Genomic DNA, 26157 nt, shown 5'->3' with positions numbered 1-26157 from the left:
GGCAGGGCGTTTCGTGCGAGCGCCGCTTGCCCCCACCCCGACCCTCCCCGGCGGGGGAGGGAGAAGGTCATCAGAACGCGGGAATCAGCGAGCCCTTGAACTGCGTCTCGATGAAGCTCTTCACCTCCGGCGACTGGTAGGCGGCCACCAGGCGCCTGGCCCAGGGCTTGTCCTTGTCGGCGCGGCGCACGGCGATCAGGTTGGCGTAGGGGCTCTTGGGCGATTCCTTGATCACGGCGTCCTTGTTGAACGACAGGCCGGCTTTCTCCGCGTAGTCGTTGTTGATGGCGGCAATGGCCAGGTCGTCGAGCGAACGCGGCAGCTGGGCGGCGTCCAGCGCCACCAGCTTCAGCTTCTTGGGGTTGGTCACCACGTCCAGCGGGGTGGCGTTGTTGTTCTTCACGGCCTCGGGCTTGAGGGTGATGAGGCCGGCCTGCTGCAGCAGCAACAGCGCGCGGTTGCCGTTCGACGGGTCGTTCTGGATGCCGACCGAGGCGCCGTCCGGCAGCTGGTCGACCGACTTGATCTTGCGCGAGTAGAAGCCCAGCGGCGCGGTGATGGTCAGGCCCACCGGCACCAGGTCGAAGCCGCGCGCCTTGATCTGGTTGTCCAGGAAGGGCTGGTGCTGGAAGGCGTTGGCGTCCAGGTCGCCCGAGGCCAGCGCCGCGTTGGGCAGCTGGTAGTCGTTGAACACCACGACCTGGATGTTCAGCCCGTCCTTGGCGGCGACCTTCCTGACCACCTCGAAGATCTGCTCGCCGTTGCCGACGGAAACGCCGACCTTGATGTTGTTCTTGTCCTGGGCGAGCGCGGCGCTGCCGCTGAAGACGGCTGCGGCCAGCGTGGCGATGAAAAGGCTGCGGCGGCGGAAAGTGGAGTGCATGACAGTGCGGAAATCGAAAAAATGAAGGCGCGAATGTGGCACTGCAGCAAGGAATTGGGAACGAATGAATAGGCATATCGATATGGCGTGTATGGCGCGCATCGAGGTTTTCTTATGCCGTATGCGATATAAACAGCATCCTTTTTCTTCGTTCCCTTTTGCCGCTTTTGTTTTCATACTCGGCACCTTTTTCGCGAACCTCCGTGCCCGGCGCCCTCGCCGGCCGCGCTTCTTCCCAATGAGCCATCCTTCGCCCGATGCGGGCCGCGCCAGCGCGGCACCCGTCATCCGACTCCAATCCGTGCAGAAGTCCTTTGCACTGCCCAGCGGCGAGGTGTTCGACGCAGTGCATTCGCTGTCGCTCGAAATCCAGCAGGGCGACGTGTTCGGCCTGATCGGCAAGAGCGGCGCCGGCAAGTCGACGCTGCTGCGCCTGATCAACCTGCTGGAGCGGCCCGACGCGGGCCAGGTCTTCGTGGGCGGGCGCGACCTCACCACGCTCTCGCGCAGCGAGCTGCGCGACACGCGCCAGAACATCGGCATGATCTTCCAGCAGTTCAACCTGCTGCAGAACGCCACGGTGTTCGACAACGTGGCCTTCCCGCTGAAGATCCACGGCCGCCACTCCAAGGCCGAAATCGACGCGCGCGTGCGCGAATGCCTGGCCCTGGTGGGCCTGGCCGAGAAGATCGACACCTACCCGGCGCAGCTGTCCGGCGGCCAGAAGCAGCGCGTGGCCATCGCCCGCGCGCTGGCGCCGCGCCCGCAGGTGCTGCTGTGCGACGAGCCCACCTCGGCGCTCGACTCCGAGACCACGCGCTCGCTGCTGGAGACGCTGCGCGACATCAACCAGAAGATCGGCGTGACCATCGTCATCGTGACGCACGAGCTGTCGGTGGTCGAGGTGCTGTGCCGCAACGTGGCTATCCTCGAAAAGGGCCGCCTGATCGAGCAGTTCGCCGTCGAAGAGGCGCCGAACGAAGAGCGCAAGACCGCGCTGGGCCGCGAAATCGACGACCTGGTGCGCCGGCGCGAACGCGACGTGCGCGAACAGCAACAGGCGCAGCAGCAGCAACAAGACCGCGCCGCGACGGCCGTGGCCGCCAAGGAGCCCGCCTGTGTTTGAGAACATCGCCCCCATCCTCCCCGAGCTGTGGGTCGCCACCGGCCAGACTTTCATGATGCTGGCCATCGGCCTCACGGCGGCGGTGCTCATCGGCGGCCCGCTGGGCATCCTGCTGTTCCTGCTGGGCCCGGGCCAGTCGCTCGAGAACAAGCCTGCGTTCCTGGTGCTCAACTGGCTGGTGAACACGGTGCGCTCGTTCCCTTTCATCATCCTGCTGGTGGCGCTGGTGCCGTTCACGCGAGTGATCGCGGGCACGTCCATCGGCCCGCTGGCGGCGGCGGTGCCGCTGTCGTTCGCGGCCATTCCCTACCTGGCGCGGCTGGTCGACCAGTGCCTGCGCGAAGTGCCGCGCGGCGTGATCGAGGCGGCCCATGCCATGGGCGCGACCGAGCTGCAGATCGTCTGGCGCGTGCTGCTGGTGGAGGCTCGTTCGGGCCTGGTGCTGGCGCTGACCGTGCTGGCCGTGAGCTTCCTGTCTTACTCGGCGGTGGCCGGCGTGGTGGGCGGCGGCGGCATCGGCGACCTGGCCATCCGCTACGGCTACTACCGTTTCCAGACCGACGTGATGGTGCTCACCGTGGCGCTGCTCGTGGTGCTGGTACAGATCCTGCAGTTCGTGGGCAACACCACGGCAAGCAGGCTCGACAAGCGTTGAGTTGATTCTTTCTTTTCCCTAGCTAGCTTTCTCTATCTCATGAAGACCGTTTTCCTGCGCCGTTCCGTTCTCGCCCTGTCCCTGGCCGCGCTGTCGCTCGGCGGCCTCTCGCTGCAGGCTCATGCGCAAGACCCCGCCAAGAAGAACCTGGTGATCGGCGGCACCGCCGGCTCCAACGCCGACCAGCTGAAGGCCGGCATCGTGCCGATCCTCGAAAAGAAGGGCTACAAGGTCAAGCTGGTGGAGTTCAACGACTACGTGCAGCCCAACCTGGCGCTGGCCCAGGGTTCGCTCGACGCCAACTTCTTCCAGCATCAGGTCTACCTGAAGAAGTTCGCGGCCGACCAGAAGCTCGACATCACCGAGCTGGTGCAGGGCCCGATCGCCCCCATGGGCGTGTACTCGACCAAGCGCAAGACGCTGGCCGACGTGAAGGAAGGCGACCGCGTGACGCTGCCGAACGACCCGAGCAACCTGGCCCGTGCGCTGGTGCTGCTGGAGCAGAACAAGCTGATCACCATCAAGGCCGGCATCGACCCGCTGCGCGCGTCTGAAAAGGACGTGGCCGAGAACCCGAAGAAGCTGAAGTTCATTCCGCTCGAAGCCGCGCAGCTGCCGCGCTCGCTGGGCGACACCGAGTACGCGATCGTCAACGGCAACTTCGCGATTTCGTCGGGCCTGAAGCTGACCGAGGCCGTGGTGCTGGAGAAGACGCCCGACTACTACCTGAATGTGGTGGCTGTGAAGACCGCCGACAAGAACACGCAGTGGGCCAAGGACATCGCCGAAGCCTACCGCTCGAAGGAGTTCAAGGCGGTGGTCGACAGCAAGTTCCAGGGCTACGCCAAGCCCAGCTTCCTGCAGTAAGCCTTTCTTTCCTTTCATCCGACGAAGGACGCTCCCCATGCCCGTTCTGGCCGTATTCGATGCCCAAGGAAGCTGGCGCGACACGCACGTGTGCGACGGCTGGATCACCGAGCACCTGGCGGGGCAGGGCGTGAGTTGGGGGCGCGGCAAGAAGAAGGGGCAGCGGGTGCTGGACAGCGCGGGGCTGTTCTATGTGCCTACTGCTGACGGCTATCTCGGCTTGCTGCTGGAGGCCGGTGAATGGGCGGCCATGCCGGCCGGCAAGCCGCATTTCTTCGATGCGGGGGAGGCGGAGTCGCTCGACGGTCTGCCTGCTTCTTTGCCTTTGTTCGAGGCTTTCGTAGAAGAAGTCCTTTCGCTGACCGGGAACGACGCGGACGAGGAGTGAGTTCCTTGTTCTGGGCGCGTGCACAGGCCACCGGGTACTCCCCTCCGCGAATGTCCCCCGGCCTTCGGCCTCCTCCTTTATTTCGCTGCGGGGAGCACCCGGTGCCCTGTGCACAGGGCACGCTGCTGGTGTTCAGCCGAAGAATCACCGCTCTGTCCACGATCAGGCCGATGGGGTGCCTTGCGCAGCGAAATAAAGGAGGAGGGGCGCAGCCCCGGGGGACATTCGCGGAGCAAGGTACCCCGTCGGCCTGATCGCACCCCGAACAAGCGCCCGAAAGAAAAGCGCTAAGCAGCCAACCGCTGCACAGCCCGTCCACCAGGACGAGCCAACCCTAGGTGATCGCGCAATGTGCGCCCCTCGTAGTCCTTGCGGAAGATTCCGCGCTTCTGCAGGATCGGCACCACGCCGTCGACGAAGTCCTGCAACCCGTGCGGCAGCGCATCGGGCATCAGGTTGAAGCCGTCGGCCGCTCCGGCCCTGAACCAGCGTTCGATGTCGTCGGCAATCTGCTCCGGCGTGCCGACGATCACGCGGTGCCCGCCGCCGCCCGCCAGTTCGCGGATCAGCTGGCGCACCGTGTAGCCGTGCGTGCGGCCGGCCGCCACCACGGCGTTGAAAAAAGTGTGGTTGCCGTTGCCATTGGCCGGCAGCGGCAGGTCGTCGGGCAGGCGCTCGTCGAGCTTCAGGCGGTCGGGCGTGATGCCCAGCGTGCCGGCGATGCGTGTCAGGCTGTAGTCCCACGGAATCAGGTCGACCAGCTCGTCGCGGCGGCGCAGCGCTTCGGCCTCGGTGCTGCCGACGATGGTGGTCAGGCCCGCGAGCACCTTCACCGCGTCGGGGCCGCGGCCGAGTTCGGCGGAGCGCGTCTTCAATGCGCGCGCGTACGCCAGAGACTCCTCGAACGATTGCGACGCCGAGAACACCGCCTCCGCATGGCGCGACGCCAGCTCGCGGCCGTCGGCCGAGGCGCCGGCCTGCACCAGCACCGGGTGCCCCTGCGGCGGGCGCGGCAGGTTCAGCGGACCCTGCACCGCGAAATGCTCGCCGCGATGCGCGATGGCGTGTACCTTGGCCGTGTCGATGAAGCTGCCCGTGGCCTTGTTGCCGACGAAGGCGTCGTCTTCCCAGCTGTCCCACAGCGCCTTCACGATGTCGGTGAACTCCGCGGCGCGCGCATAGCGCTTCGCATGGTCGGGCACCGCGTCGAGGCCGAAGTTGCGCGCCGACGGCAGGTCGGCCGTCGTCACCACGTTCCAGCCCGCGCGGCCGCCGCTCACATGGTCGAGCGTGGCGAAGCGGCGGGCGATGTTGTAGGGCTCGTTGTAGCTGGTCGAGGCCGTGGCGATCAGGCCGATGTGCGTGGTGGCGGCGGCCACGCAGGCCAGCAGCACCGTGGGCTCCAGCGCGGTGATCGGGCGGAAGTGGATCTGGTCCACGATGGCCGCGTTGTCCGCGAGGAACACGGCGTCGAGCTTGGCCGCCTCTGCGATCTGCGCGGTGCGGATGTAGTGCTGGATGTCCGCAAAGGCCCACGGGTCGCTCTCCGGCAGGCGCCAGGCCGAAGGCACGAAGCCCGAGTGCAGGATGTTGACGTTCAGGTGCAGCTGGCGCGGCCGGGGGCCGGGGTTCGAAGCGCTCATTGGGCGAAGTAGTCGGGCAGGCGGTAGCCGGCCCAGGTCGGGTTGGCCTTGAAGAAGCGCTGGAACTCGGGCGACTGGTAGGCGGCCGCAATGTCTTTCGCGAACTTGGCGTTTTCGTTGCCGCGCTTGACGGCCACCACGTTCACGTAGGGCAGCGTCATGTCTTCGAGCTTGAGCGCCTCGGTGAGCTTCAGCCCCGAGGCCACCGCGAAGTTGCCCTGCACGGCGGCGATGTCGGCATCGGCCAGCGAGCGCGGGGCTTGCGCGGCTTCGAGCGGCACCAGCTTCAGGCGCTTGGGATTGCTCGCTATGTCGCGCTCCGACACCGCGATCGGGCTCACGCCCGGCTTGAGCGTGACCCAGCCGATGGCCGCAAGGATGTTGAGCGCGCGCGCCGCGTTCACCGGGTCCGAAGGCAGCGTGACGGTGGCACCGTCAGGCACCGCGTCGAGCGACTTGTGGCGCTGCGAATACAGGCCCATGGGCGGCGTCGGCACATGCACGACGGGCACCAGGTCAAAGCCCTGCTGCTTGTTGGTGGCGTTGAGATACAGCGTGTGCTGGAAGATGTTGGCGTCGATCTGCCCGCGCTCCACGGCGTCGTTGGGCTGCACGCCCTGGCTGAACTCGACGTACTTGACGGTGTAGCCCAGCTTCTTCAGCTGGGGCTCGATGCCGTTGGTGAAAGCGTCGCGATACGGGCCGGGCATGAAGCCCACACGCAGGTCGGCGGCCTGGGCCGACACGTGGATGAACAGGCCCAGCGCAAGGCTGCCGAGCAGCGAGGCGGACCAGCGTGCCAGCGAGGGCGCGCGCAACTGAAAACGCATGACGGGCAACTCCGGGAAGCAAACAAAGAGAGCTGGGCACTCTAGGTCGCGCCGCCGGCCGTGCGAACGAAGATTCGCGCGCTTGGTTATCCGCTGGCCAAATATCCGTCAGCCGGTCGAGCCTTCGCGCTTGAGGAAATCCACGAAGGCCCGCAGCGGCGCGGGCATGTGCGTGCGGCTCGGGTAGTACAGGAACGGTCCCGAGAAGCTCTGCCACCAGTCCTCGAGCACCGGCACCAGCGTGCCGCGGTCGATGGAGGGGCGCAGGTAGTCGTCGAAGGTGTAGATCAGGCCCAGCCCGGCTTCGGCGGCGTGCAGTTCGAGGCTGAGCATCGACGCGACCAGCGGGCCGGTCGGCGTGATCTTGACGGCCTTGCCTTTGCGCACGAAACCCCAGGCCGCGAGCACGCCGCTCTGGAAGCGGTGGGCGATGCAGGCGTGCTTCAGCAGGTCGGTCGGGTGCCTGGGCGTGCCGTGCTTCGCCAGGTAGCCGGGCGAAGCGGCGGCCACGAAGCGCTGCGTGCGCGGGCCCAGCGGCACGGCGATCATGTCGCGGGCAATGCTCTCGTCGTAGCGGATGCCGGCGTCGAAGCCTGCCGCGAGCACGTCGATGAAGGTGTCGTTGGTCGTCACTTCGAGCGTGATGCCCGGGTGCGCCGCCAGGAAGCTGCTGGCCAGTGGCGGCAGCACGCGCTGCGCCACGATGGTCGGCACGTTCAGCCGCAGCGTGCCGGTGGGGCTGTCGCGAAAACTGTTGAGCGTGTCGAGCGCGCCGGCAATGTCGTCGAGCGCGGGCGAGATGCGGTCGAGCAGGCGCTGGCCCGCTTCGGTCGGCGTGACGCTGCGCGTGGTGCGGTTCAGCAGCCGCACGCCGAGCTGCGCTTCGAGCCTGCGCATGGCCTCGCTGAGCGAGGAGGGCGACACGCCGCGCAAGGCCGCGGCACCGCGAAAGCCGCGCGCCCGCGTCACCGCCACGAAGGCGCCCAGGTCCGAAAGATCAGGTTCGTTCATGGCCTGATTGTGCTTTTTTCCGCACAACCCGTGCGGAGGCGGACGGATTATCGAACGGGGCGTTTCCTTCCAGACTACTTCCCATGCCGCTCGCAACCGCACGCGGCCCCTCTGAAAGGATCGTCACCATGAACACCCTCCAACTCGGTGCCACCGGCCCGCAAGTCTCCGCCTTCGGCCTCGGCTGCATGGGCATGTCGGGCATGTACGGCCCGTCCGACCGCGCGGAAAGCATCGCCACCATCCACGCCGCCATGGATGCGGGTATCACCCTGCTGGACACCGGCGACTTCTACGGCAGCGGCCACAACGAGATGCTGATCGGCGAAGCGCTGAAGGACCTGAAGGGCTCGCAGCGCGACGCGGCGCTGCTGAGCGTGAAGTTCGGCGCCATGCGCGACCCGGCCGGCGGCTGGATCGGCTACGACGCGCGGCCCGCGGCGGTGAAGAACTTCGCCACCTACTCGCTCCAGCGCCTGGGCGTGGACCACATCGACGTGTACCGCCCCGCGCGGCTCGATGCGAACGTGCCCATCGAAGACACCATCGGCGCCATCGCCGACCTGGTGAAGGCGGGCTACGTGCGCCACATCGGCCTCTCCGAAGTGGGCTCGCAGACGATTCGCAGGGCGGCGGCGGTGCACCCGATCTGCGACCTGCAGATCGAGTATTCGCTGATCTCGCGCGGCATCGAGGACGACATCCTCGCGACCTGCCGCGAGCTGGGCATTGCCATCACCGCCTACGGCGTGCTTTCGCGCGGGCTGATCAGCGGGCACTGGACGAAGGACAGCGCGGGCGCGAAGGATTTCCGCGCGCACAGCCCGCGCTTCCAGGGCGAGAACGCGGAACGCAACCTGGCGCTGGTCGATGCGCTGCGCAAGATCGCCGATGCCAGGGGCGTGACGGTGGCGCAGATCGCCATCGCGTGGGTGGCGGCGCAGGGCGATGACATCGTGCCGCTGATCGGCGCGCGGCAGCGCACGCGGCTCGACGAGGCGCTGGGCGCGTCGAGCGTGCGGCTCACGGCCGACGACTTGGCGGCCATCGAGCGCGCGGTGCCCAAGGGTGCTGCGGCCGGCGACCGCTATGCGGCGGCGCAGATGGCGACGCTGGACAGCGAGCCGCGCCGCGGCTGAGCAGCAGGCTCAGTCCGCCAGGAATTCCTCGATCATCCGCGCCACGCGCTGCGGCTGGTCGTGGTGCAGCATGTGGCCCGCGTCTTCCAGCCGCTCGATGCGCGCGGCGGGCACGGACTTCAGCCGCTCGTGGAATTCGTCGAGCGTGTAGCGGTTCTTCCACCAGCCGTGCAGGCTGTCGTCCGAGGCCTCGACCATCAGCAGCGGCGCGGTGATGCGGGCGTACAGCGCCAGCGTCTCGTCCACGCGGAAGATGTGCGCGTTGACGATCTTGTGCGCCGCGTCGCCCAGGATCTGCCAGCGCTCGCTGCCGTCGGGCTGCGCATGGCTCGCCGACCAGTGGCTGGCGAGCCAGTTGGCCTTGTCGGGCGTGAGCCGCGGGTTGGTCTTCATGAGGCGCCGGGCCACGCCGTCCACCGCCGAATAGCCGGCCAGCGCCATCTCGCCGCGGTGCAGGCGCTTGAGTTCGTCGATCCACTGGCCGTAGCGCGCGGGCGCTTCTTCCGGCTTGCGCGCGGGCATGCCGAAACCTTCGAGGTTGACCAGACGGCGGATGCGCTGCGGCCGCACGCCCGCGTAGTGCATGACGACGTTGCCGCCCATGCTGTGGCCGACGAGGTCGATCTGCCTGGCACTTTCTCCTTCGCCGGCGTAGTGGTCCAGCAGCCATTCGAGGTCCGCCAGGTAGTCGGCGAGCCAGTAGTTGTCGACGCCGCCGCCGTCGGTCAGGCCGAAGCCGCGCCAGTCGGGCGCGATGATGAAGCGATCTTCTTCCATCGCATCGACCACGAACTGCCAGGACGCCGCCACGTCCATCCAGCCGTGCACCAGCACCAGGGGAGGGCGCGCGTCGGAGGGCTGGCCCCAGAGGCGCACGTGGTAGCTGAGGTTGCGCACGGGCACGAATTCGCTGCGGGAGGGGCGGAGGGCTTGGTACATGGGCGTCGATGATAAAGAGGCCTTTGTGCTGACGCAGTCCGGCACAGGACAGCGCGCGGGTGCGCAACGCTCGGGTTTTGATGGGGCGGCCAGCAGGCCGTGGGTCGGGGCGGTAGCATCCCGCGCATGAAAAAGATCCAACTCGGTCAAAGCGACCTGCACGTCACCCCGATCTGCCTCGGCACGATGACTTTCGGCGAACAGGTCGACGAACCCACTTCGCATGCCATCCTGAGCCGCTCGCTCGAGCGCGGCGTCGACTTCATCGACACCGCCGAGATGTACTCGGTGCCCACGCGCAAGGAAACCTACACCATCACCGAAACCATCATCGGCAACTGGTTCGCCGCCAACCCCGGCGCGCGCGAGAAGCTGGTGGTTGCAACCAAGGTGGCGGGCCCCTCGCGCGGCATGCCCTGGGTGCGCGAAGGCAGCGGCATGACGGCGGCCGACATCGAGGCTTCGTGCAACGCCAGCCTGAAGCGCCTGAAGACCGACGTCATCGACCTGTACCAGATCCACTGGCCCGAGCGCCATGTGCCGCTGTTCGGCAACATCTACTACGACCCGGCCAAGGAAAGCTCGAAGACGCCGATCCTCGAGCAGCTCGAAGCGCTGGGCAAGCTGGTGAAGGCCGGCAAGGTTCGCGCCATCGGCCTGTCGAACGAAACGCCCTACGGCGTTCACGAATTCGTGCGGCTGGCAGAGCAGCACGGGCTGCCGCGCGTGGCGACGGTGCAGAACGTGTACAGCCTCATCAGCCGCGGCCACGAGAACGCGCTGGACGAGACCATGCACCGGCTGAACGTGTCGCTGCTGGCTTACTCGCCGCTGGCTTTCGGCTTGCTGACCGGCAAGTACGACCAGAGCGGCATCGAAGGGCCGGATGCGCCCAAGGGCGCGCGCATCTCGAGCTACGAGTCGGTGCGCAAGCAGCGCTGGGGCCGGCCCGATTCGCTGCGCGCGGCCAAGCGCTACAACCAGCTGGCTCGCGACAACGGCCTGACGCCGACGCAACTGGCGCTGGCCTTCTGCTACACCAAGTGGCAGGTCGCGAGCACGATCATCGGTGTGACGTCGGTGGCGCAGCTGGACGAGGACCTGGATGTGTACGGCACCACGCTGTCGCCCGAGATCCTGGCCGAGATCGACAAGATCCGCTGGGAGATTCGCGACCCCGCGGCTTGAAGCTGGCAGGGGTCAGCGGCCGCATTCGCCCTGGGCGGCAGCCAGTGCCAGGGCGGGCAGGCTCAACAGCCCCATGCCGCTGCCCTTGAACTGGCCCTTCATGCAGTCGCCGCGCGCCGAGCCGGCGACATCCGAGCTCAGCCGGGAATCGAAGGCGAAGCGTGGATTCCCGTTGAGCTCTTGCCCGGCGCGTTCGGCGAAGGAGCGCTCGCGGCCGATGTCGCGCAGGGCGCGGCGGGTGTTTTCCGAATGAAGGATCGGCGGCCTGGCTGGCGCGGGGCTCGCGGCTTGGGCAGGTTCATCGGACACGGCTGGCGCGGCAGGTGACGTGGTGGCGTTGCTTCGCGCGGGCGGGGGCGCGCGCCTTGTGGTTGTGCGAGCCATCTGGGCCGGGGCGCGCGGTGCGGCTTCCTTCTGCGGGGCCGGCGCTTCGGCCTTCGATACGGGTTGCACGACCTGCACTACTTCCATCACCACGCGCCGAGACGTATCGTCCATGCGCCTGTGCGGCTGCATTGCGCCCAGCAGCAGCCAGAGCACCGCTGCGTGCATCGCCACCACGGCCAGCACGAGCGTAATCAGGTTGGGGCGGAGCATCAGCGCCCGAGATGGAGCGAGGCCTTGGACACCGGGGCTGACGTATGCTGCATGGTTGGACCGGAATTCGATGTAATACGGCAAATTCTTGTCGTGGAACATCAAGTTTTCTGAAGCCATCCTGAACCCGCAACTGCCACCGAGATGGCCAAGAAAAGCACCCATACCTCCGAGACGCCCGCCACCCAGCTGCTGCGCGCGCACAAGATCGCCTTCAGCGAGCACCCTTACGAATACGTGGAGCACGGCGGCGCGCAGCGCGGCGCCGAGATGCTCGGGCTCGACCCGTTCACCGTCATCAAGACCCTGGTCATGCAGGACCAGGACGCCAAGCCGCTGATCGTGCTGATGCACGGCAACCGCACGGTGTCGACCAAGAACCTCGCGCGGCAGATCGGTGCCAAGTCGGTCGAGCCCTGCAAGCCCGAGGTGGCGCAGCGCCACAGCGGCTACCTGGTGGGCGGCACCTCGCCGTTCGGCACGCGGCGAGAGATGCCGGTGTATGTGGAGGCGGCCATCCTCGAGCTGCCGAGGATCGTGCTCAACGGCGGGCGGCGCGGCTACCTTATCGGCATCGATCCGCGGGTGTGCGTGGACCTGCTGGGCGCCAGACCCGTGCAATGTGCGCTGGCAGAATAGCCGGCGCCAGACAGAACAATAACCATCCCTCGCGGAGTGCCGTCTTGAGTTTCACCTTGCCTTCCATCATTGCCATCGTGGCGTCTTACCTGATCGGCTCGCTGTCCTTCGCGGTCATCGTGAGCAAGGCGCTCGGCATGGCCGATCCGCGCAGCTACGGCAGCAAGAACCCCGGCGCCACCAACGTGCTGCGCTCGGGCAACAAGGGCGCGGCACTGGCCACGCTGCTGCTGGACGCGCTCAAGGGCTGGGTGCCGGTGTTCCTCATTCACCAGTTCGGCGCGCAATGGGGGCTTGGGGCGGGCGTTGCCGCGCTGGCCGGCCTCGCTGCCTTCCTGGGCCATCTCTACCCGGTGTTCTTCGGCTTCCAGGGCGGCAAGGGCGTGGCCACCGCGGCCGGCGTGCTTGTGGGCATCGCGCCCTGGCTGGGGCTTGCCACCGGCGCCACCTGGCTGATCATCGCGATCTTCTTCCGCTATTCGTCGCTGTCTTCACTGGTGGCGGCATTCTTCGCGCCGGCCTACTATCTGATCGGCGGCGGCATTGCCTGGCCGCTCGACCGCACGGTGCTGGTCGCCCTCGTCGTCATGAGCCTGCTGCTGATCTGGCGGCACCGCGAAAACATCCGCCGGCTCGCGGCCGACACGGAGTCGAAGCTCGGCTCCAGGAAAAAGAAAGACTGAAAGAAAACCATGGCTTCCATCACCCGCTTCCACGTCGGCCCGCGCCTCTCCGAAACCGCCGTGCACAATGGCACCATCTACCTCGCGGGCCAGGTGCCCGACGACACCACGCAGGACATCCGCGGCCAGACCGGGCAGGTTCTGGCCATGGTCGACCGCCTGCTGGCGGAGGCCGGCAGCGACAAGTCGCGCATTCTCATGACGCAGATCTTCCTGGCCGACATCGGCGACATCACGGCCATGAACGAGGTGTGGGACGCCTGGATTCCGGCCGGCAACACGCCGCCGCGCGCGACCGTGCAGGCCAAGATGGCCAATGCGGCCTACAAGATCGAGATCGTGGTGACGGCCGCGCAGGCCTGACGCCGGGGCTTCAATAGCGTTTTTCGAGGACCATCTGGTCCGCGTCGCGCCGCATCGAAAAGCGGTTGATGAAGCTGTTGCCCAGCAGCACGAAGGGCATCGACTGCTGCGAGACCACGGCGTCGATGTCGTACACCTCGACGTCGCCCACGCGCACGGACTGCAGCCGCAGCTTGTAGCCCGAAGTCGTGCCGTTGGCGGTACCGATCTGCACCGGCTGGCCCTTGCTGTAGTCCAGCCCGATGCGTTGCGCATCGGCCGCCGACATGGCCACGCTGGTCGCGCCCGTGTCGAGCATGAAGGTCACGGCCCGCCCGTTGATGGCGCCCTGCGTCATGAAGTGCCCGCGGCTGTCGGCCGACAGCACGACGCGGCTGCCGCCGCCCGAGCCGCCTCCGCCGCCGCCGATGCTCACCGGCGTGTCCATGCGCAGGTTGACGCGCTTGCCGTCGAGCTCGACCACCGCCTGCTCGGACTGCAGCGACACGAGCTTCACGCCCTGGAAAGTTTCGCCGACCGCCACCGTCTTGGGCGGGGCGCCGTTCACGATCAGGATCGCGCGGCTGCCGATGGTGCCGGTCAGGGTGACCGAGCCGGCGGCGTGCGCCACGGCGGCCGCAGCCAGGAGCTGCGCCGCGACGACGAGCGCTTTCATGGAGCGGGGCTCAGTCGCGGAAATTATTGAACGTGAGCGGCATGTCGGGCACGTCCTTTTTGATGAGGGCCATGGCCGCCTGCAGGTCGTCGCGCTTGGCGCCGGTGATGCGCACCGCGTCGCCCTGGATCGCCGCCTGCACCTTGAGCTTGCTGTCCTTGACGATGCGGGTGATCTTCTTGGCCTGCTCGCTCTCGATGCCGCTCTTGACCTTGATGACCTGCTTGACCTTGTCGCCGCCCATCTTCTGCACGTCGCCCTTGTCGAGGAAGCGCACGTCGACGCTGCGCTTTGTGAGCTTGCTGCGAAGGATGTCTTCGACCTGCACGAGCTGGAACTCGGCGTCGCCGATCATGGTGATCTCCTTGTCCTTGAGCTCGACGGCAGCGGACGTGCCCTTGAAGTCGAAGCGCGTCGCGATCTCCTTGGCGGTGTTTTCGACCGCGTTCTTCACTTCGGGCAGATTGGGCTCGCAGACGGTATCGAAGGACGGCATTGACTCTCTCCTGAATTCACTGATGCTGGATGCGACAATTCTCCCATGATCGTGGAGTCCAACGTCCCGCTGCAGCCCTACAACAGCTTTGGCATCGTCGCACGCGCGCAGCATCTTGCGCGCATCACCGGCGAGGCCGACCTGGCCGCGCTGCGCGCCGATGCGCAGTGGCGCGACGCGCCGCGTTTCGTGCTGGGCGGCGGCAGCAACATCGTGCTCACGGGCGACGTCAAGCCGCTGGTGCTGAAGGTCGAGATCAAGGGCCTGCGGCTGGTGGAAGAAACCCCGCGCGCCTGGATCGTCGAGGCCGGTGCGGGTGAAATCTGGCACGACGCGGTCGAATGGATGGTGCGCAACGGCTACCCGGGGCTCGAGAACCTCGCGCTGATCCCGGGCACCGTGGGCGGCTCGCCGGTGCAGAACATCGGCGCCTACGGGGTCGAGCTGCAAGACCGCTTCGAGTCGCTCGATGCCTACGACCTGGAAACCGGCCGCAGTTTCACGCTCGACGCCGCCCAATGCGCCTTCGGCTACCGCGATTCCGTGTTCAAGCATGCGCGCAGCGGCCCCAACGACTTCGGGCTGGCGGGCAGGGCGGTGATCACCCGGGTGCGATTTCGGCTGCCCAAGCCGTGGAAGGCCGTGGTCGGCTACCTCGACCTGGAGCGCAAGATGGAGGAAACCGGCAACTTCACGCCGAGCGCGCTCGACATCTTCGAATGGATCTGCGCCATCCGGCGCGCCAAGCTGCCCGACTGGCGGGTGCTGGGCAACGCCGGCAGCTTCTTCAAGAACCCGACCGTCACGCCCGAGCAATGCGCTGACATCATCGCGCGCGACCCCAAGATCGTTCACTACCCGATGGACGACGGCAGCATCAAGCTGGCGGCTGGCTGGCTCATCGACGCCTGCGGCTGGAAGGGCAAGTCGGTCGGCAACGCCGGCGTGTACGAGAAACAGGCGCTGGTGCTGGTCAACCGCGGCGGCACCGAGAACCCGGTGACCGGCGGCGAGGTGATGACGCTCGCCAAGGCCATCCAGACCAGCGTGTACGAGCGTTTCGGCATCCGGCTGGAGCCGGAGCCGGTGGTGGTCTGAGCCCGCGGGCATGGATCTCGACTTTCTCCAGCTGAACTACCGGCGGCGCATTGCCGCCCTGGTATGGGCTCGCCGCGCGGTGCCGGTCGTTGCGCTGCTCGCGTTGTTCCTGGGCTCGCGCCGCTGGGGCTCGATGGTGGTGGTGATCTTGGTGGCGCTGCTGTTCGCGGCGGTGCTCAGGTTCCTCGAAACCAGCCTGCGGCGCCAGTTCATCCGCGAAGCTCGGCTGCCGGCTTTTCTCGTCGGCAAGCTGTGCCAGGCGCATCCGCAGCTCAGCCGGCGCGACGCCGAACTGGTGCTGCGCGGCCTGCGCCAGTTCTTCATGGCGCACCTTCGCAGCGACCGCAAGTTCGTGGCCATGCCCTCGAAGGTGGTCGATACGGCCTGGCACGAGTTCATCCTGCACACGCAGGGCTACCAGAACTGGTGCAAGGCGGCCTTCGGCGGCATGCTGCATCACAGCCCGGCCGAGGTGCTGGGCCGCGACCCCAAGCGCAACGACGGACTGCGCCGCACCTGGTACTGGGCCTGCAAGGAAGAGAGCATCGATCCGCGCAAGCCGGCGCGGCTGCCGCTGCTGTTTGCGCTGGACGTCAAGTTCGCGATCGACGGCGGTTTCCACTATGTGCCCGACTGCCGGGCGGTCGAGCGGCACATCGGCTCGGACGCCCATTGCGGCACGAGCTTCGGGGAGTCGTCCTCTTCGGATGGCGGCAGCTCGGGCGATGCCGGCGGCTTCGGCGGCTGCGAGTCGAGCAGCGGCGGCGGCGATGGTGGCTCCAGCGACGGCGGAGGATCGTCCGACGGCGGCGGGGGCTGTGGCGGCGGCTGCGGTGGAGGTGGCGGCGGGGATTGAACTCCGTGCCCCAACGAAAACGGGCCCCGAGGGGCCCGTCGTCGTTTCTGCCCCGCACCGAGGCAGGGACCGGCGATCAGCTCGCGTCGCCGTCGTTGGCCAGCTTCGGCAGCGATGCGCCTTCATTCGGCGACAGCAGGCCGACCTGCGTGTAGATGCCGAGCTTCTCGCGCGTGTCGGCGATGTCGAGGTTGCGCATCGTCAGCTGGCCGATGCGGTCCAGCGGCGTGAATGCGCCCTCGACCTTTTCCATGCTCAGGCGCTCGGGCTTGTACGTCAGGTTGGCCGACTCGGTGTTCATGATCGAGTAGTCGTTGCCGCGGCGCAGCTCGACGGTCACCTCGCCGGTGATGGCGCGAGCCACCCAGCGCTGCGCGGTCTCGCGCAGCATGATGGCCTGCGGGTCGAACCAGCGGCCCTGGTAGAGCAGCCGGCCGAGCTTGCGGCCGTTGTCGCGGTACTGCTCGATGGTGTCCTCGTTGTGGATGCCGGTGACGAGGCGCTCGTAGGCGATGAACAGCAGCGCGAGGCCGGGAGCCTCGTAGATGCCGCGGCTCTTGGCCTCGATGATGCGGTTCTCGATCTGGTCGCTCATGCCCAGGCCGTGGCGGCCGCCGATGCGGTTGGCTTCGAGGATCAGCTCGACCAGGCTCGAATAGCGCACGCCGTTCAGCGCAACGGGCACGCCTTCTTCGAAGCGCACCGAAACGGTCTCGCGCTTGACTTCGACTTCGTCCTTCCAGAAGGCCACGCCCATGATGGGCTGAACGATCTGGATGCCGCTGTTCAGGTGCTCGAGGTCCTTGGCCTCGTGCGTGGCGCCGAGCATGTTGGAGTCGGTCGAGTAGGCCTTCTCGGCCGACATCTTGTAGGCGAAGCCGGCCTTCTGCATGAACGCCGACATTTCGGCGCGGCCGCCCAGCTCGTCGATGAAGACCTGGTCGAGCCAGGGCTTGTAGATCTTGAGGTTGGGGTTGGTCAGCAGGCCGTAGCGGTAGAAGCGCTCGATGTCGTTGCCCTTGTAGGTGCTGCCGTCGCCCCAGATGTTGACGTCGTCTTCCTTCATGGCCGACACCAGCATCGTGCCCGTGACGGCGCGGCCCAGCGGCGTGGTGTTGAAGTAGGTCACGCCGGCCGTGGTCACGTGGAAGGCGCCGGCCTGCAGGGCGGCGATGCCTTCGTTGGCCAGCTGCACGCGGCAGTCGATCAGGCGCGCGTTCTCGGCGCCGTAGAGCATCGCCTTGCGCGGGATCTCGTCGTAGTCGGGCTCGTCGGGTTGGCCGAGGTTGGCGGTGTAGGCGTAGGGAATGGCGCCCTTGTTGCGCATCCAGTGCAGCGCCGCGCTGGTGTCCAGGCCGCCCGAGAAGGCGATGCCGACCTTCTGGCCGGCGGGTACGTTTTGGAGGATGGTCGACATGTCGGGTCCCGGTTCAGCCGAAGTGGCAGATGTAGCTGTAGGGCTCGCCAGTTACGCGGATCTGGAAGCTGGAGTTGCCGGGCACGCTGAACTTCTGGCCGGGGCCCGAGGCAATCCATTCGCTGGTGCCCGCGAGCTGGTATTCGCAGCTGCCGCCGGTGCCTTCCATGATTTCAGGCGCGCCGGTATTGAAGGTGAGGGTGGACGGCAGGATCACGCCGACCGACTTCTTGGTGCCGTCCGCCAGCGTGAGGTTGTGGCTCACGCATTTGCCGTCGAAGTACACATTGGCCTTGGTGGCCACTGCGGCGCTGTTGATTGTGTCGGTAGTCGTCGTCATTGGGTGGCGCCGGCGCGCAAGCGGTCGGCGAATCGAGGACGCACCGCACCAGCGGCGCACCCGTCAAGGGTTGGAAAAGTCCTCGATTTTAGGGGCTCGACGGGCCCCCGCCCGCTCAGCGGTGCCAGCCGCCGCGGAAACCGCCCCAGCCGCCGCGGTGGTAGCCGCCGCCCCAGCCGCGCGAATAGCCGAGGTTCAGCGAGATGCCGACCGGCGGATAGGCGTATGGATAGCCGTAGCCATAGAAGGGGTCCACATACACCGGTGCCGCGTAGACGGGCGCCGGCTGCACGTACACGGGCGCGGGAGCGCTGGCGCCGACCACCACGCCGGGCTCGGGCACGACGTTGTCCCAAGGGGAACCGCCGCTGCCGCTGGCTTCGACCGGATAGGTCTGGACCTGTCCCTGCGGGGCCACCGGCGAGGTCACGACGCCATACGAAGACGCCTGGACCGCGATGGTCGCGCCGGGCCGGGTGTTCGTGCGGGTGGTGTACTGCTGGCCGTTGTACTCGTAGGTAACGTTGTAGCTGACATCGCTACCAGTCGTTTCGCGGATCGGCGTGGCGGAAATCACCCGTGCCTGGACGACCTGGCCTTGCTGTTGCTGCGCGTGCACGAGGCCCGTGCCAGCCGCCAGCGCGCCGGCCATCGAGATGCCGGCAAGGGTGCGAAAAACGTGTCTGTTCATGTTGGTCTCTCCTGCGGATGCCGGTTGGACGCCCCGCCGCAAGGCGGGTTCCGGCATTTACACGGCCTTCACAGCGGCCCAGGCCTCGGCGTCGAAGCCCGTGGTGACCGGCTTTTTCGGGCCCCAGTCGACCACCGGCCGCTTGATCAGGCTGGGGTTGGCCAGCAGCACCGGGCGGGCGGAGGCGGCGTCGGTCACGCCTTCGCGCGTGGCGTCGTCCAGCTTGCGCCAGGTGGTGCCCTTGCGGTTGACCAGGGCCTCCCAGCCCGGTTTCTTCAGCCACTGGTCGAGTTCGGCTTCGGGCACGCCCTGTTTCTTGAAATCGTGGAAGGTGTAGGCCACGCCATGTTCGTCGAGCCAGGCGCGGGCGCGCTTGACGGTGTCGCAGTTCGGAATGCCGTATAGGGTTGTCATGGCCGCGATGATGCCCCGGCGCGCGGGTCGGCGACAATCCCGGCCTCCATGGAAACCCTTAACGACTGGCTCGCCCGCGCCGAGCAACTGCATCCCAAGAACATCGAGCTCGGGCTCGATCGCGCCAAAGAAATGGCGCAGCGCCTCGGCCTGCGCTTCGGCTGCCCCGTCATCACCGTGGCCGGCACCAACGGCAAGGGGTCGACCTGCGCGATGCTCGAGTCGATCCTCACGCACGCGGGCTACCGCACGGCGGTCTTCACGTCGCCGCACCTGGTGCGCTTCGAAGAGCGGCTGCGGCTCAAGGGCGAGGCCGTCGATGCTTCCAAACTGATAGCAAGCTTCGATGTGGTCGAAAAGGTGCGCGGTGACATGCCGCTGACCTACTTCGAGTTCACCACCCTCGGCATCCTGCATTGCATGATCGAGGAAAAGCCCGACGTGGCAATTCTCGAAGTCGGCCTGGGCGGGCGGCTCGATGCAGTGAACATCATCGACACAGATTGCGCGGTCATCACCAGCATCGACCTCGACCACATGGAATACCTCGGCCCCGACCGCGAAAGCATCGGCTTCGAGAAGGCCGGCATCATGCGTGCGGGCAAGCCCGTCATCGTGAGCGACCCGATGCCGCCGCAGAGCGTGATCGACCATGCCAATGCCATCGGTGCGGACCTCTGGCGCTTCGGCACCGACTTCAACGTGTCCGGCGACAAGCAGCAGTGGGGCTGGTCGGGCCGCGGCCGGCGCTACAGCGGGCTGGCCTACCCGGCGCTGCGCGGCGCCAACCAGCTCATCAATGCCGCGGGCGTGCTCGCGGCGCTGGAGGCTCTGCGGCCCCAGTTGCCGATCACGGCGCAGGCGGTGCGCAACGGGCTGGCCATGGTCGAGCTGCCGGGCCGTTTCCAGATCGTGCCGGGCGAGCCCGCGCTGGTGCTCGACGTGGCGCACAACGCCCACGCCGTGGCCGCGCTGGCCGAGAACCTCGACGCGATGGGCTTCTATCCCACCACGCACGGCGTGTTCGGCGTCATGGCCGACAAGGACCTGGCCCCCATCCTCGCGCGCATCGGCCCGCTGATCGACCGCTGGTACTTCACCGACCTGCCCACGCCGCGCGCCGCCAAGGCGGCCGATCTTCTCGCTGCCTGGCAGGCCCAGAACAGCCGTGCCGACGCCTCGGGCAGCGTGCACGCGGGCCCGATGGACGCGTTGCGCGCAGCCATCGAGCAGGCAGGGCCCGCTGATAGAATCGTCGTCTTCGGATCGTTCTTCACCGTGGGTGGCGTGCTCGAAAACGGCACCCCCCGGCTGCAAGCCAAACACCTGCTGCCAGGCGGCTGATCGCCGGGCTGTACACACACCCATCGGCACCACCGGGCATCACCTCGCTGCACTCCTCCAGGGATCGAACTTCATGGCGTTTTTCAAGTTCCGCACGCGCGGCCCGCAAGGCAACGAAGGACGCAGCGCCCCCGCCGCCGCGCCGGCGGAAAGTGTCGAAACCATGCGTCGGCGTGCGCGCCACCGGCTGCTCGGCGCGGCCGTGCTGGTGCTGCTGGGCGTCATCGGTTTCCCGCTGCTGTTCGACACGCAGCCACGGCCGGTGTCGGTAGACATCCCCATCGAGATTCCCGACCGCAACAAGGTCAAGCCGCTGCCCGTGCCCGCCACGCCGGCACCGGCCGTCAGCACGGCCCCGGCCGCGCCCGACAGCGGGTCGTCGCGTGTCGCTTCGGCTTCGTCGGCCGGCGGCATGATCACCGAGACCGCCGACGGCACCGAAATCGACCCCGGCAAGCCGGCCGCCAGCACGCCGCCGGCCGCAGCGGTTCCGGAGCGCAAGCCCGAACCCAAACCCGAACCCAAGCCGGAGCCCAAACCCGAACCCAAGCCGGCAGAGCACAAGCCGGAACCCAAGCCCGAGCCGAAGCCGAAGCCGGAACCCAAGCCCGAAGCCAAGCCCAAGCCGGCAGCCGCCGTCGACGACGGCGCCCGTGCCCGCGCGCTGCTCGAGGGCAAGCCGATCACGGCCGCCGCTGCCGCCACGTCCAAGCCCGCCGCCGCCGACGAGGCCGGTGGCCGCTTCGTGGTGCAGGTGGGTGCGTTCGCCGATGCCGACAAGGCGCGCGAAGTGCGCCAGAAGCTCGAGCGGGCCGGTCTCAAGACCTATGTGCACGTGGCGAAGACGGCCGACGGCGAACGCACGCGTGTGCGTGTCGGCCCCTTCGCCTCGCGTGCCGAGGCCGACCGCGCCGCCGAGAAGGTCAAGGGCTTGTCTTTGTCGGCCGCCATCCTCACGTTGTAAGAATCTTTTTCGCTTGCCGTGGCCCTGTTCGACTGGATCGCCGTTGCGCTCATCGGTGTGTCGATGCTGCTTGGCCTGATGCGCGGGCTGGTGTTCGAGGTGATATCGCTGATCGGCTGGGTGGCCGCCTTCATTGCCGCCCAGTGGCTGGCTTCAGGCGTGGCGGCATGGTTTCCGTTCGGAGACCCGCAGGGCGCCTGGCGCTATCCGCTGGCCTTCGTGCTGGTGTTCGTGGCGGTGGCGTTCGGCGTGGGCCTGGTGGCCTCGCTCACGCGCAAGCTGATCACGGTCGTGGGACTGCGGCCGGTGGATCGTATTTTGGGAGCGGCGTTCGGTGCGGCACGGGGGGCGGTGGCCCTGCTCGTGCTGGCGGTCGTTGTTCATTTGCTGGTGTTGAGCGACAGTGCCTGGTGGCACGAATCGCGCAGCGCCATTGTTCTCGATGCGGCATTGCAGGGCCTCAAGCCCTCGCTGCCTGAAAAGTTGGCAAGCTACCTGCCCTGAGAGGAATCGTTCATGTGTGGAATCGTCGGCGTTGTCAGCAACGCACCCGTCAACCAGCTGCTCTATGACGCACTGCTGCTCCTGCAGCATCGCGGCCAGGACGCGGCAGGCATCGTGACCTTGCTCGAGCGCAAGTTCTTCATGCACAAGGCCAAGGGCATGGTGCGCGACGTGTTCCGCACGCGCAACATGCGCGCATTGCCAGGCAACGTCGGCCTGGGCCAGGTGCGCTACCCGACCGCCGGCAACGCCTACAGCGAGGAAGAGGCGCAGCCCTTCTACGTGAACGCGCCGTTCGGCATCGTGCTGGTGCACAACGGCAACCTGACCAACGCGCATGCGCTGCGCGCGGAGCTGTTCTCCACCGACCACCGCCACACCAACACCGAGAGCGACTCCGAAGTGCTGCTCAACGTTCTCGCCCACGAGATCGAGCGTTCGTCGCGTGGCGTGCCGCTGCATCCGGCTGAAGTGTTCGCCGCGGTCAAGAACATGCACAAGCGCCTGCGCGGCTCGTACGCCGTGGTGTCGCTGATTGCCGGCCACGGCCTGCTCGCCTTCCGCGACCCGTACGGCATTCGCCCGCTGTGCATGGGCCGCAGTGCCGACGGCGCGGTGATGGTGGCCAGCGAATCGGTTGCGCTGGAAGGCTCGGGCCATGTGTTCGAGCGCGACATCGCCCCCGGCGAGGCCGTGTTCATCGACCTCGAAGGCAACGTGCATTCGATGCAGTGCGCCGAAGCGCCCACGCTCAACCCCTGCATCTTCGAATTCGTGTACCTCGCGCGACCCGACTCGGTGCTCGACGGCATCTCGGTATACCAGGCTCGCCTGAACCTCGGCGAGACGCTGGCCAAGCGCGTGGTCTCGACCGTGCCGCCGAACCAGATCGACGTGATCATCCCGATCCCCGAATCGAGCCGCCCGAGCGCCACGCAACTGGCGCACCTGCTGGGCGTGCCGTACCGCGAAGGCTTCGTGAAGAACCGCTACGTGGGCCGCACCTTCATCATGCCGGGGCAGGGCGTTCGCAAGAAGTCGGTGCGCCAGAAGCTCAACGTGATCGCCAGCGAGTTCAAGGGCCGCAACGTGCTGCTGGTCGACGACTCGATCGTGCGCGGCACCACCAGCCGCGAGATCGTGCAGATGGCCCGCGACGCCGGCGCCCGCAAGGTGTACCTTGCCAGCGCCGCGCCGCCGGTGCGCTACCCCAACGTGTACGGCATCGACATGCCGACCAAGGGCGAGCTGGTGGCGCACGACCGCACCGTCGAGGAGATCCGCGAACTCATCGGCTGCGACGCGCTGATCTACCAGGACGTCGATGCCATGAAGCGCGCCATCGGTTCGCTCAACGGCAAGCTCGACGGCTTCGACGCCTCCTGCTTCGACGGCGTGTACGTGACCGGCGACATCGACACCGAAGCCATTTCGCGCATGAACGGCAACCGGCCGCGCATCGAGGAGACCGAAGAAGATTCTTCGCGCCTCGCGCTCCCCAATCACAGCGAATAAGAGCCGACGAAGTGACCGACGAAAGACCCCTGCCGCCCGGCCTGCATCCCGACACGCTCGCGCTGCGCACCGGCCTCGCGCCGAGCCAGTACGGCGAGCATTCCGACGCGCTGTTCCTGACCAGCGGCTTCGTGCAGCCCGACGCCGAAACCTCGATGCGCCGCTTCGCGGGCACCGAGCCGGGCTTCACCTACTCGCGCACCTCCAACCCCACGGTGACCAGTTTCGAGCAGCGCATCGCGGCGCTCGAGGGCACCGAGGCGGCCATCGGCGCATCGACCGGCATGGGGGCGATCCTCATGATGTGCATGGGCCTGCTGAAGGCCGGCGACCACGTGATCTGCTCGCGCTCGGTGTTCGGCTCCACGCTGAACCTTTTCGGCAAGGAGTTCGCCAAGTTCGGCGTGGAGACCACCTTCGTCTCCCAGACCGACGTGGCCGAGTGGCGCGCGGCGGTCAAGCCCAGCACGAAGCTGCTGTTCGCCGAAACGCCGACCAATCCGCTGACCGAGGTCTGCGACATCCGCGCGCTGGCCGACGTGGCGCACGCGGCAGGCGCGCTGCTGGCGGTCGACAACTGCTTCTGCACGCCGATCCTGCAGCGCCCGGCGGCACTGGGCGCCGACCTCGTCATCCACTCGGGCACCAAGCACCTCGACGGCCAGGGCCGCGTGATGGCGGGCGCGATCTGCGGTCCTTCGAAGCTCATCGTCGACGTGTTCGGCCCGGTGGTGCGTACCGCCGGCATGGCGCTGGCGCCGTTCAATGCGTGGGTCGTGCTCAAGGGCATCGAAACGCTGGGCGTGCGCATGAAGGCGCACTGCGCCAACGCTCTGGACATCGCGCAGTGGCTCGAGAGGCAGCCGGGCATCGCTCGCGTCTATTACCCGGGCCTGCCTTCGCACGCGCAGCATGAACTGGCCATGCGGCAGCAGTCGGGGCAGGGTGGCGCGGTGGTGTCGTTCGACGTGGTCGGCGACACGCCCGAGACCGCGCGCGCCAATGCGTTCCATGTCATCAACAGCACGCGCGTGGTGAGCGTCGCCACCAACCTCGGCGACGTGAAGACCATCATCACACACCCCGGCACCACCTCGCACGGACGCCTCACCGAGGTCCAGCGCCAGGCTGCCGGCATCGGCCAGGGACTGATCCGCCTCGCGGTCGGCCTCGAGCATGCCGAAGACATCAAGGCCGACCTCGCGCGCGGCCTGAGCACACTGAATCAACCATAACGAAATGACCGGCAAAGTACGCACCCGCATCGCACCGTCCCCCACGGGTTTTCTTCACCTGGGCACGGCCCGCACGGCGCTCTATTCGTGGGCCTATGCACGCCATTACGGCGGCGAGTTCGTGCTGCGCATCGAAGACACCGACGTGGCCCGCTCCACGCAGGACTCGACCGACCAGATCCTCGCGTCCATGCACTGGCTCGGCCTCGAATACGATGAAGGCCCGATCTACCAGATGCAGCGCCTGGAGCGCTATCGCGAAGTGATCGCGCAGATGCTTGCCGCCGGCACGGCCTACCACTGCTATTGCACGCCCGCCGAACTCGACGAAATGCGCGAGGCGCAGCGCGCACGCGGCGAGAAGACGCTGTACGACCGCCGCTGGCGCCCCGAGCCGGGCAAGGTGCTGCCGCCCGTGCCCGAAGGCGTGCCGCCCGTGGTGCGCTTCTGCAACCCGCCCGAAGGCGACGTGACGTGGAATGACCTCGTCAAGGGCGAGATCACCATCAACAACCGCGAGATCGACGACCTCATCATCCTGCGGCCCGACGGTGTGCCCACCTACAACTTCGCGGTGGTGGTCGACGACTGGGACATGAACATCACGCACGTGTTCCGCGGTGACGAGCACATCAACAACACGCCGTGGCAGATCAACATCTTCCGTGCGCTCGGTGCGCCGTTGCCGCAGTTCGGTCACGTGCCGGTGATTCTTGGCGACGATGGGCAGAAGCTTTCCAAGCGCCGCGGCGCAGTGAGCGTCACTGCCTACGAAGACAACGGCTACCTGCCCGAGGCAATGCTCAACTACCTCGCGCGCCTCGGCTGGAGCCACGGCGACGACGAGCTTTTCACGCGCGAGCAGATGGTGAGCTGGTTCGATGGCTCGCACCTGTCGAAGAGCCCCGCGCAGTGGGATGCGGCCAAGCTCGCCTGGGTCAACGCTCAATACATCAAGGCGAAGACCGGCGAAGAGCTTGCACCGCTCGTCGAGGCACAACTGCAGAAGAAGGGCATCGTTGCGGACGAACGCCTGCCTGCGATCTGCGCGCTATTCAAAGATCGTTGCGACACCACGGTGGCACTCGCCAACTGGGCTGCGGCTTTCTACACGGACATTTCGGTAACCGAAGAGGACCGTGCGCAGCACATCACCGAGGCCGTTAAACCCGCGATTGCAGCACTCGCAGAAAAATTGATAACTGCGACCTGGGATAAGGCCTCAATCTCGGCTATGATCAAGGAAGTGCTCGCAGCGCACAGCATGAAAATGCCAGTGTTAGCGATGCCTGTACGTGTGCTTGTGATGGGAACGTCGCAAACACCGTCCCTCGATTCAGTCCTAGAGATTTTTTCCAGAGAAAAAGTTATCGAAAGATTGAGAAAGGCCTGAAAAACGGGCTATAATTCGAGGCTCGACACCCACACGGGGGTATAGCTCAGCTGGGAGAGCGCTTGCATGGCATGCAAGAGGTCATCGGTTCGATCCCGTTTACCTCCACCATTAAGTGTCGAGAGAGTTGAAGATAAGTGCTGATCGCAGCACGGTTCCTAAGGTTTTGACCCTATCGTCTAGAGGCCTAGGACACCACCCTTTCACGGTGGCTACCGGGGTTCGAATCCCCGTAGGGTCGCCAGTTTCACGCAAGTGAAGCAGGCACAAGTGGCAACACTTGG

Annotated in this window: 29 protein-coding genes and 2 tRNA genes; 19 read left to right on the top strand and 12 right to left on the bottom strand. The window is 66.9% G+C overall.

Annotated elements, in window-relative coordinates:
• Positions 1-70 precede the first annotated feature (70 nt).
• The gene (locus AC1RVW_RS21200) at positions 71-883 is read right to left on the bottom strand and encodes a MetQ/NlpA family ABC transporter substrate-binding protein (RefSeq protein WP_106937222.1); all 813 of its coding nucleotides are present in this window, start codon (positions 881-883) and stop codon (positions 71-73) included.
• 238 nt (positions 884-1121) lie between these two features.
• Here AC1RVW_RS21200 and AC1RVW_RS21195 point away from each other — a divergent pair, with 238 nt between their 5' ends.
• Genes AC1RVW_RS21195 through AC1RVW_RS21180 form a run of 4 tightly spaced genes read left to right on the top strand, consistent with a single transcriptional unit; the run spans position 1122 to position 3919 of the window.
• A complete protein-coding gene (locus tag AC1RVW_RS21195) occupies positions 1122-2009 on the top strand; it encodes a methionine ABC transporter ATP-binding protein (RefSeq protein WP_493202299.1) in 888 nt (295 codons plus the stop codon).
• Positions 2002-2664, top strand: a complete 663-nt coding sequence (locus AC1RVW_RS21190; RefSeq protein WP_081271273.1) for a methionine ABC transporter permease — start codon at positions 2002-2004, stop codon at positions 2662-2664. Before AC1RVW_RS21195 ends, AC1RVW_RS21190 begins: the two co-directional genes overlap by 8 nt.
• A 39-nt stretch (positions 2665-2703) precedes the next feature.
• The gene (locus tag AC1RVW_RS21185; RefSeq protein WP_081271274.1) at positions 2704-3531 is read left to right on the top strand and encodes a MetQ/NlpA family ABC transporter substrate-binding protein; all 828 of its coding nucleotides are present in this window, start codon (positions 2704-2706) and stop codon (positions 3529-3531) included.
• Between the two features lie 37 nt (positions 3532-3568).
• The gene (locus AC1RVW_RS21180) at positions 3569-3919 is read left to right on the top strand and encodes a cupin domain-containing protein (protein ID WP_081271275.1); all 351 of its coding nucleotides are present in this window, start codon (positions 3569-3571) and stop codon (positions 3917-3919) included.
• A gap of 287 nt (positions 3920-4206) precedes the next feature.
• Here AC1RVW_RS21180 and AC1RVW_RS21175 read toward each other — a convergent pair whose 3' ends face one another.
• The 3 genes from AC1RVW_RS21175 to AC1RVW_RS21165 all read right to left on the bottom strand — a co-directional run bounded on the left by AC1RVW_RS21175 (position 4207) and on the right by AC1RVW_RS21165 (position 7403).
• Complete coding sequence (locus tag AC1RVW_RS21175) at positions 4207-5562, bottom strand: LLM class flavin-dependent oxidoreductase (protein WP_493202296.1); 1356 nt, start codon at positions 5560-5562, stop codon at positions 4207-4209.
• Positions 5559-6392, bottom strand: coding sequence for a MetQ/NlpA family ABC transporter substrate-binding protein (locus tag AC1RVW_RS21170; RefSeq protein ID WP_493202294.1), 834 nt, complete (start codon positions 6390-6392; stop codon positions 5559-5561). Before AC1RVW_RS21170 ends, AC1RVW_RS21175 begins: the two co-directional genes overlap by 4 nt.
• 108 nt (positions 6393-6500) lie before the next feature.
• Positions 6501-7403: a LysR family transcriptional regulator gene (locus tag AC1RVW_RS21165; RefSeq protein ID WP_493202292.1), complete on the bottom strand. Its 903-nt coding sequence runs from the start codon at positions 7401-7403 to the stop codon at positions 6501-6503.
• Positions 7404-7531: 128 nt separating this feature from the next.
• On the opposite strand from AC1RVW_RS21165, the gene AC1RVW_RS21160 reads away from it, so the two are divergent.
• Positions 7532-8542, top strand: coding sequence for an aldo/keto reductase (locus AC1RVW_RS21160; RefSeq protein ID WP_493202290.1), 1011 nt, complete (start codon positions 7532-7534; stop codon positions 8540-8542).
• Positions 8543-8551: 9 nt separating this feature from the next.
• On the opposite strand, the gene AC1RVW_RS21155 is transcribed toward AC1RVW_RS21160, so the two are convergent.
• Positions 8552-9481, bottom strand: a complete 930-nt coding sequence (locus AC1RVW_RS21155; RefSeq protein WP_493202288.1) for an alpha/beta fold hydrolase — start codon at positions 9479-9481, stop codon at positions 8552-8554.
• A gap of 126 nt (positions 9482-9607) precedes the next feature.
• Between AC1RVW_RS21155 and AC1RVW_RS21150 the strand changes: the two genes are divergently transcribed.
• Complete coding sequence (locus AC1RVW_RS21150) at positions 9608-10669, top strand: aldo/keto reductase (protein ID WP_081271280.1); 1062 nt, start codon at positions 9608-9610, stop codon at positions 10667-10669.
• A gap of 12 nt (positions 10670-10681) precedes the next feature.
• On the opposite strand, the gene AC1RVW_RS21145 is transcribed toward AC1RVW_RS21150, so the two are convergent.
• Positions 10682-11368, bottom strand: coding sequence for a hypothetical protein (locus AC1RVW_RS21145; RefSeq protein WP_493202285.1), 687 nt, complete (start codon positions 11366-11368; stop codon positions 10682-10684).
• A gap of 42 nt (positions 11369-11410) precedes the next feature.
• On the opposite strand from AC1RVW_RS21145, the gene AC1RVW_RS21140 reads away from it, so the two are divergent.
• The 3 genes from AC1RVW_RS21140 to AC1RVW_RS21130 are packed head-to-tail and all read left to right on the top strand — an operon-like array spanning position 11411 to position 12951.
• Positions 11411-11905 (top strand): aminoacyl-tRNA deacylase, encoded by a 495-nt coding sequence (locus AC1RVW_RS21140; protein WP_081271282.1) that lies wholly within the window; start codon positions 11411-11413, stop codon positions 11903-11905.
• Positions 11906-11949: 44 nt separating this feature from the next.
• On the top strand, positions 11950-12588 hold the full coding sequence (gene plsY, locus AC1RVW_RS21135; protein WP_493202283.1) for a glycerol-3-phosphate 1-O-acyltransferase PlsY: 639 nt from the start codon (positions 11950-11952) through the stop codon (positions 12586-12588).
• 9 nt (positions 12589-12597) lie between these two features.
• Positions 12598-12951, top strand: a complete 354-nt coding sequence (locus tag AC1RVW_RS21130; RefSeq protein WP_493202281.1) for a RidA family protein — start codon at positions 12598-12600, stop codon at positions 12949-12951.
• Between the two features lie 10 nt (positions 12952-12961).
• Here the strand turns inward: AC1RVW_RS21130 and AC1RVW_RS21125 are convergent, their stop codons facing one another.
• Positions 12962-13606 (bottom strand): retropepsin-like aspartic protease family protein, encoded by a 645-nt coding sequence (locus tag AC1RVW_RS21125; RefSeq protein WP_081271285.1) that lies wholly within the window; start codon positions 13604-13606, stop codon positions 12962-12964.
• 10 nt (positions 13607-13616) lie between these two features.
• Positions 13617-14102 (bottom strand): YajQ family cyclic di-GMP-binding protein, encoded by a 486-nt coding sequence (locus AC1RVW_RS21120; RefSeq protein WP_081271286.1) that lies wholly within the window; start codon positions 14100-14102, stop codon positions 13617-13619.
• A gap of 45 nt (positions 14103-14147) precedes the next feature.
• Between AC1RVW_RS21120 and murB the strand changes: the two genes are divergently transcribed.
• Positions 14148-15200 carry a UDP-N-acetylmuramate dehydrogenase gene (murB, locus tag AC1RVW_RS21115; protein ID WP_081271287.1) on the top strand — a complete coding sequence of 351 codons (1053 nt, stop codon included), beginning with the start codon at positions 14148-14150 and terminating at the stop codon, positions 15198-15200.
• 10 nt (positions 15201-15210) lie between these two features.
• A complete protein-coding gene (locus AC1RVW_RS21110) occupies positions 15211-16056 on the top strand; it encodes a glycine-rich domain-containing protein (RefSeq protein WP_159053726.1) in 846 nt (281 codons plus the stop codon).
• 76 nt (positions 16057-16132) lie between these two features.
• Here AC1RVW_RS21110 and argG read toward each other — a convergent pair whose 3' ends face one another.
• The 4 genes from argG to AC1RVW_RS21090 form a co-directional block, all read right to left on the bottom strand.
• Positions 16133-17473 (bottom strand): argininosuccinate synthase, encoded by a 1341-nt coding sequence (gene argG, locus AC1RVW_RS21105; RefSeq protein ID WP_081271289.1) that lies wholly within the window; start codon positions 17471-17473, stop codon positions 16133-16135.
• A gap of 13 nt (positions 17474-17486) precedes the next feature.
• On the bottom strand, positions 17487-17813 hold the full coding sequence (gene ppnP, locus AC1RVW_RS21100; protein ID WP_285414690.1) for a pyrimidine/purine nucleoside phosphorylase: 327 nt from the start codon (positions 17811-17813) through the stop codon (positions 17487-17489).
• Positions 17814-17928: 115 nt separating this feature from the next.
• Positions 17929-18504: a hypothetical protein gene (locus AC1RVW_RS21095; protein ID WP_081271291.1), complete on the bottom strand. Its 576-nt coding sequence runs from the start codon at positions 18502-18504 to the stop codon at positions 17929-17931.
• Between the two features lie 57 nt (positions 18505-18561).
• Positions 18562-18918: an ArsC family reductase gene (locus AC1RVW_RS21090; protein WP_493202276.1), complete on the bottom strand. Its 357-nt coding sequence runs from the start codon at positions 18916-18918 to the stop codon at positions 18562-18564.
• A 36-nt stretch (positions 18919-18954) separates the two neighbouring features.
• Between AC1RVW_RS21090 and folC the strand changes: the two genes are divergently transcribed.
• From folC to AC1RVW_RS21050, 8 genes are all read left to right on the top strand, one after another.
• On the top strand, positions 18955-20262 hold the full coding sequence (gene folC / locus AC1RVW_RS21085) for a bifunctional tetrahydrofolate synthase/dihydrofolate synthase (protein WP_081271293.1): 1308 nt from the start codon (positions 18955-18957) through the stop codon (positions 20260-20262).
• A gap of 73 nt (positions 20263-20335) precedes the next feature.
• Entirely contained in the window at positions 20336-21226 is an 891-nt protein-coding gene (locus AC1RVW_RS21080; RefSeq protein ID WP_493202274.1) for an SPOR domain-containing protein, read from the top strand.
• Between the two features lie 18 nt (positions 21227-21244).
• A complete protein-coding gene (locus AC1RVW_RS21075; RefSeq protein ID WP_081271295.1) occupies positions 21245-21730 on the top strand; it encodes a CvpA family protein in 486 nt (161 codons plus the stop codon).
• Between the two features lie 12 nt (positions 21731-21742).
• Complete coding sequence (gene purF, locus AC1RVW_RS21070) at positions 21743-23245, top strand: amidophosphoribosyltransferase (RefSeq protein ID WP_081271296.1); 1503 nt, start codon at positions 21743-21745, stop codon at positions 23243-23245.
• Positions 23246-23256: 11 nt separating this feature from the next.
• Complete coding sequence (locus AC1RVW_RS21065; RefSeq protein WP_081271297.1) at positions 23257-24480, top strand: O-succinylhomoserine sulfhydrylase; 1224 nt, start codon at positions 23257-23259, stop codon at positions 24478-24480.
• A 4-nt stretch (positions 24481-24484) separates the two neighbouring features.
• A complete protein-coding gene (gltX, locus tag AC1RVW_RS21060) occupies positions 24485-25873 on the top strand; it encodes a glutamate--tRNA ligase (RefSeq protein ID WP_081271298.1) in 1389 nt (462 codons plus the stop codon).
• Between the two features lie 35 nt (positions 25874-25908).
• Positions 25909-25984, top strand: a tRNA-Ala gene (locus AC1RVW_RS21055).
• 57 nt (positions 25985-26041) lie between these two features.
• Positions 26042-26117, top strand: a tRNA-Glu gene (locus tag AC1RVW_RS21050).
• Positions 26118-26157 lie beyond the last annotated feature (40 nt).

This window comes from Variovorax sp. MPBD4-3 (assembly GCF_058809745.1).
The sequence above is the reverse complement of the archived record's forward strand: the minus strand, read 5'-3'. Positions and strand labels throughout refer to the sequence as shown.

What these genes read in the sequence shown, in the direction of transcription:
- AC1RVW_RS21110 (WP_159053726.1), top strand. Translation starts at nt 15,211, where the DNA reads ATGGATCTCGACTTTCTCCAGCTGAACTACCGGCGGCGCATTGCCGCC.
- AC1RVW_RS21155 (WP_493202288.1), bottom strand. Translation starts at nt 9,481, where the DNA reads ATGTACCAAGCCCTCCGCCCCTCCCGCAGCGAATTCGTGCCCGTGCGC.
- AC1RVW_RS21200 (WP_106937222.1), bottom strand. Translation starts at nt 883, where the DNA reads ATGCACTCCACTTTCCGCCGCCGCAGCCTTTTCATCGCCACGCTGGCC.
- AC1RVW_RS21080 (WP_493202274.1), top strand. Translation starts at nt 20,336, where the DNA reads ATGGCGTTTTTCAAGTTCCGCACGCGCGGCCCGCAAGGCAACGAAGGA.
- AC1RVW_RS21095 (WP_081271291.1), bottom strand. Translation starts at nt 18,504, where the DNA reads ATGAACAGACACGTTTTTCGCACCCTTGCCGGCATCTCGATGGCCGGC.
- AC1RVW_RS21145 (WP_493202285.1), bottom strand. Translation starts at nt 11,368, where the DNA reads ATGTTCCACGACAAGAATTTGCCGTATTACATCGAATTCCGGTCCAAC.
- AC1RVW_RS21170 (WP_493202294.1), bottom strand. Translation starts at nt 6,392, where the DNA reads ATGCGTTTTCAGTTGCGCGCGCCCTCGCTGGCACGCTGGTCCGCCTCG.
- AC1RVW_RS21120 (WP_081271286.1), bottom strand. Translation starts at nt 14,102, where the DNA reads ATGCCGTCCTTCGATACCGTCTGCGAGCCCAATCTGCCCGAAGTGAAG.
- AC1RVW_RS21195 (WP_493202299.1), top strand. Translation starts at nt 1,122, where the DNA reads ATGAGCCATCCTTCGCCCGATGCGGGCCGCGCCAGCGCGGCACCCGTC.
- AC1RVW_RS21150 (WP_081271280.1), top strand. Translation starts at nt 9,608, where the DNA reads ATGAAAAAGATCCAACTCGGTCAAAGCGACCTGCACGTCACCCCGATC.
- AC1RVW_RS21160 (WP_493202290.1), top strand. Translation starts at nt 7,532, where the DNA reads ATGAACACCCTCCAACTCGGTGCCACCGGCCCGCAAGTCTCCGCCTTC.
- AC1RVW_RS21165 (WP_493202292.1), bottom strand. Translation starts at nt 7,403, where the DNA reads ATGAACGAACCTGATCTTTCGGACCTGGGCGCCTTCGTGGCGGTGACG.
- purF (WP_081271296.1), top strand. Translation starts at nt 21,743, where the DNA reads ATGTGTGGAATCGTCGGCGTTGTCAGCAACGCACCCGTCAACCAGCTG.
- argG (WP_081271289.1), bottom strand. Translation starts at nt 17,473, where the DNA reads ATGTCGACCATCCTCCAAAACGTACCCGCCGGCCAGAAGGTCGGCATC.
- AC1RVW_RS21125 (WP_081271285.1), bottom strand. Translation starts at nt 13,606, where the DNA reads ATGAAAGCGCTCGTCGTCGCGGCGCAGCTCCTGGCTGCGGCCGCCGTG.
- murB (WP_081271287.1), top strand. Translation starts at nt 14,148, where the DNA reads ATGATCGTGGAGTCCAACGTCCCGCTGCAGCCCTACAACAGCTTTGGC.
- AC1RVW_RS21185 (WP_081271274.1), top strand. Translation starts at nt 2,704, where the DNA reads ATGAAGACCGTTTTCCTGCGCCGTTCCGTTCTCGCCCTGTCCCTGGCC.
- AC1RVW_RS21180 (WP_081271275.1), top strand. Translation starts at nt 3,569, where the DNA reads ATGCCCGTTCTGGCCGTATTCGATGCCCAAGGAAGCTGGCGCGACACG.
- AC1RVW_RS21140 (WP_081271282.1), top strand. Translation starts at nt 11,411, where the DNA reads ATGGCCAAGAAAAGCACCCATACCTCCGAGACGCCCGCCACCCAGCTG.
- AC1RVW_RS21175 (WP_493202296.1), bottom strand. Translation starts at nt 5,562, where the DNA reads ATGAGCGCTTCGAACCCCGGCCCCCGGCCGCGCCAGCTGCACCTGAAC.
- ppnP (WP_285414690.1), bottom strand. Translation starts at nt 17,813, where the DNA reads ATGACGACGACTACCGACACAATCAACAGCGCCGCAGTGGCCACCAAG.
- gltX (WP_081271298.1), top strand. Translation starts at nt 24,485, where the DNA reads ATGACCGGCAAAGTACGCACCCGCATCGCACCGTCCCCCACGGGTTTT.
- AC1RVW_RS21130 (WP_493202281.1), top strand. Translation starts at nt 12,598, where the DNA reads ATGGCTTCCATCACCCGCTTCCACGTCGGCCCGCGCCTCTCCGAAACC.
- AC1RVW_RS21090 (WP_493202276.1), bottom strand. Translation starts at nt 18,918, where the DNA reads ATGACAACCCTATACGGCATTCCGAACTGCGACACCGTCAAGCGCGCC.